Here is a 3,436-nt window from a genome sequence, read left to right as displayed (position 1 = left end):
GGCTGCGATCTTTTGCTTTTCAGGGCCATAAAAAAACGCCCCGCACTCACTGAGTACGGGGGCGTTTTTTATGCCGCAAGATCAAGCGAAGCTTGGGGTCTCGCTGCTTTCTTCAACCAGTTCCAGGGCGATGTTGTTCTGCGTGTTGATCTTGCGATAAAGCGCAGCATCGGTTTCCAGAACCTTTTCACGGGCCGGGAAGATCTCCGCCAGTTTGGCCGCCCACTCACCCTTGGCCTTGGCCGGGAAGCATTTCTCGATCAGTTCCAGCATGATCGAAACGGTCACCGAAGCGCCTGGCGAAGCGCCGAGCAGGGCGGCGAGGGAGCCGTCTTTCGCTGCGACCAGCTCGGTACCGAATTGCAGGATGCCGCCCTTTTTCGGGTCTTTCTTGATGATCTGCACCCGTTGGCCGGCCACTTCCAGGCGCCAGTCTTCGGCTTTCGCCTCCGGGTAGAAGCGGCGCAGGGAGTCCAGACGCTGCTCCATCGATTGCATCACTTCGCTGACCAGATATTTGGTCAGGTCCATGTTGTTCTTCGCCACCGCCAGCATCGGCCCGATGTTGCCGGCGCGAACCGACAGCGGCAGGTCCATGAAGGAACCGTGCTTGAGGAACTTGGTGGTGAAACCGGCGTATGGTCCGAACAGCAGGGATTTCTTGCCGTCGACCACGCGGGTATCCAGGTGCGGCACCGACATGGGTGGCGAACCCACCGCGGCCTGGCTGTAAACCTTGGCCTGGTGGTGCTTGACCACTTCCGGGTTATCGCAACGCAGCCACTGGCCACTGATCGGAAAGCCGCCGAAGCCTTTGCTTTCCTCGATGCCCGAAGCCTGCAGCAGCGGCAGGGCCGCGCCACCGGCGCCGAGGAAGACGAATTTGGCATCGACTTCACGACTGTTGCCGCTGTTGACGTCCTTGATGCTGACGGTCCAGCCGGCGCCGTTACGTTTGAGGCCGGTCACGCGCTTGCAGTATTTGACCTGAGTGTCCGGTGCGCTGGTCAGGTGCTTGAGCAACTGATTGGTCAGGGCGCCGAAGTTGACGTCGGTGCCGTTCATCACGCGGGTCGCAGCCAGGACTTCGTCCGGCGAACGGCCCGGCATCATCAGCGGCATCCACTCGGCCATCTTGGCCTTGTCTTCGGTGTATTCCATGTCGGCGAAGGCGTGGTGCTTGTGCAGCACGTTGAAGCGTTCCTTGAGGAACGACACGCCTTTGTCGCCCTGGACGAAGCTCAGATGCGGCACCGGGCTGATGAAGGACTTGCATGAGCCGAAGGTGCCTTTTTTGGTCAGGTACGACCAGAACTGCTTGGACACTTCGAACTGGGTATTGATGTGCACGGCTTTCTTGATGTCGACGCTGCCGTCGGCGGCCTGCGGCGTGTAGTTCAGCTCGCACAGGCCGGCGTGGCCGGTACCGGCGTTGTTCCACGGGTTGGAACTCTCCGCGGCCCCGGAATCCATCAACTCGACGACTTCCAGCTTGATCGTCGGGTCGAGTTCTTTGAGCAGTACTGCCAGGGTGGCACTCATGATGCCGGCCCCAACCAGAACTACGTCGACTGCTTCGTTATGCGCCATTTAACGCGTCTCCAAAATCTGCAGCACCAAATTGTCGGCATGGCTGCCAGGGAGTGGCGGGGCAGGTCAGTTGCGCCCCGGATAACCCATGGTCAGGTTCGTCATGTCCGAATCTTCGCAATTTTTCGCAACTTCGACGGATGCATGCGGCCTGGCTTCAAGAGTTGCATGAACTCATTTCAGCGCGTGGCTGGCAATTCGACTTATGGTCGAGACATCCGTTTTGTGCAACCAAATCCGTAGCGGACAGGCTTCAGGCTCCGATGTTCGAGGTATCCCCGGTCCTGTGTCGTTGGGCTGTTACAGACGCTAATGGTGCATGTTCAGACGCAAAACTATTCATTTGCTCGCCACACTCTTGTGAAGTTGTGAAAACCCGTTTTTTTCACGCTCTTTTGAAGACGTGAACCTCAAAAAAGGGCTGTCCAGGCCTGGCACCGTGCCCGCAAAGGCAAAACAACGCGGTGGCCGAGCGTATGACAGCTCTGCAGATTCGCGAAAAGCGGGGTTTTGCCGGAAGAACAGGCAAGCGCGCCAACTTCACTCGATCTGTGTGGGCGGCTCTCTGTGGGCTATTTTGATGGCGAATGCAGGGCATTGCCGGTGTTGCGGGGCCCGATCAGGAGACGTCCTTATAATCGGGGGGAGATTGTATCGAAGAAATGCGGGCAGTTGGTCGAGTTTAATGACTTTTATTAGGCATCCGGTCAGATGCTCAACATCGCCTGGGCACGTGCGCGAGGTTGTTGCTCGATGACCCGGGCGCTGGCGGGCAGCGGCTGGTGCAACCAGTTGAGGCGGATTTCTTCGATTTCCACCCAGCCGTCACCCATTGGCTTGAGGCTGCACTGTTTGAAGGCCTGGCAGTGACCGTTGCGATCCAGCAGGGCGAAGCTGCGGTGCAGCGGACGTGGCGCGAACAACGAGATCAGATAACGCATGGCAAGTACCTTGTTGGGGACTGGTTTGAAGCTTGCCAGGCGGCCGTGACGCCAAGGTGTATGGGCGGTGAATAATCTGTGACAGGAACCGCATTCTCTCGGCTGGGTCAGACATTTGAGTATTCACTGTCGAGTGCTGGTTACCCGCAGTGGCCCACCGCTATACTGCCGGCCTGTTTGTGCCTGATTCTGGAGAAAAGAGCATGTTGCAACGCCTGTTGTTCGGTTTGATCACTGTGACCAGTTTGACCCTGGTTGGCTGCGCCCACAGCCCGCAACAACTGAGCCCGGAACCGAAGCTGACCACGCAGTTGGCCCCGGTCGGCCATGGCCAGCAAGTGGTGGTGCGCGTGGTTGACGGTCGTCCGTCGCCAACCCTCGGCACCCGTGGCGGCCTGTACCCGGAAACCAGCGCCATCACTGTACAACGCGAGCAGATCCTGCCGAAGTTGCAGGCCCAGGCTGAAGCCGCCGTGCGGCTGCTCGGCTTCACCCCGACCAGCAACGCGATGAATGCGCCGCAACTGACCGTGACCCTGACCGAGCTCAAGTACCAGTCGCCGAAAGAAGGCATGTACGTGACCGAGGCCACCATCGGCGCGACCTTCCGTTCCGACGTGCAGAGCGGCAACCGTCGTTACAGCGGCCGCTACGGCGCTTCGCTGGACCAGCGTTTCGGCATGGCGCCGAACCAGGAAACCAACACCAAGCTGGTCAGCGACGTGTTGAGCGACGCCTTGACTCGCCTGTTCAAGGACCCGACCGTGGGTCAGATCCTCGCCGAGTAAACTGTTCGGCTGATGTGAAAAAGCCCGGGCCAGTGATGGCGCCGGGCTTTTTCATGCCTGCAGGACGACGCTAATCCCCTGTAGGAGCTGCCGCAGGCTGCGTATTCTTTTGACTTT

3 protein-coding genes are annotated in these 3,436 nt (G+C 59.2%); 1 reads left to right on the top strand and 2 read right to left on the bottom strand.

Annotated elements, in window-relative coordinates; translation table 11 throughout:
• Positions 1 to 81: 81 nt before the first annotated feature.
• Together mqo and HT737_RS10215 are read right to left on the bottom strand one after the other, a co-directional pair.
• On the bottom strand, positions 82 to 1,590 hold the full coding sequence (gene mqo / locus HT737_RS10220; protein ID WP_041072424.1) for a malate dehydrogenase (quinone): 1,509 nt from the start codon (positions 1,588 to 1,590) through the stop codon (positions 82 to 84).
• Positions 1,591 to 2,297: 707 nt separating this feature from the next.
• On the bottom strand, positions 2,298 to 2,531 hold the full coding sequence (locus tag HT737_RS10215; protein WP_041072422.1) for a hypothetical protein: 234 nt from the start codon (positions 2,529 to 2,531) through the stop codon (positions 2,298 to 2,300).
• 203 nt (positions 2,532 to 2,734) lie between these two features.
• Between HT737_RS10215 and HT737_RS10210 the strand changes: the two genes are divergently transcribed.
• Complete coding sequence (locus tag HT737_RS10210) at positions 2,735 to 3,319, top strand: YajG family lipoprotein (protein WP_025109324.1); 585 nt, start codon at positions 2,735 to 2,737, stop codon at positions 3,317 to 3,319.
• Positions 3,320 to 3,436: the final 117 nt, after the last annotated feature.

The organism is Pseudomonas sp. MD195_PC81_125 (assembly GCF_014060985.1).
In the GTDB taxonomy this organism is placed as follows: domain Bacteria; phylum Pseudomonadota; class Gammaproteobacteria; order Pseudomonadales; family Pseudomonadaceae; genus Aquipseudomonas; species Aquipseudomonas parakoreensis.
This window is presented reverse-complemented; position numbering and strand designations above follow the sequence as displayed.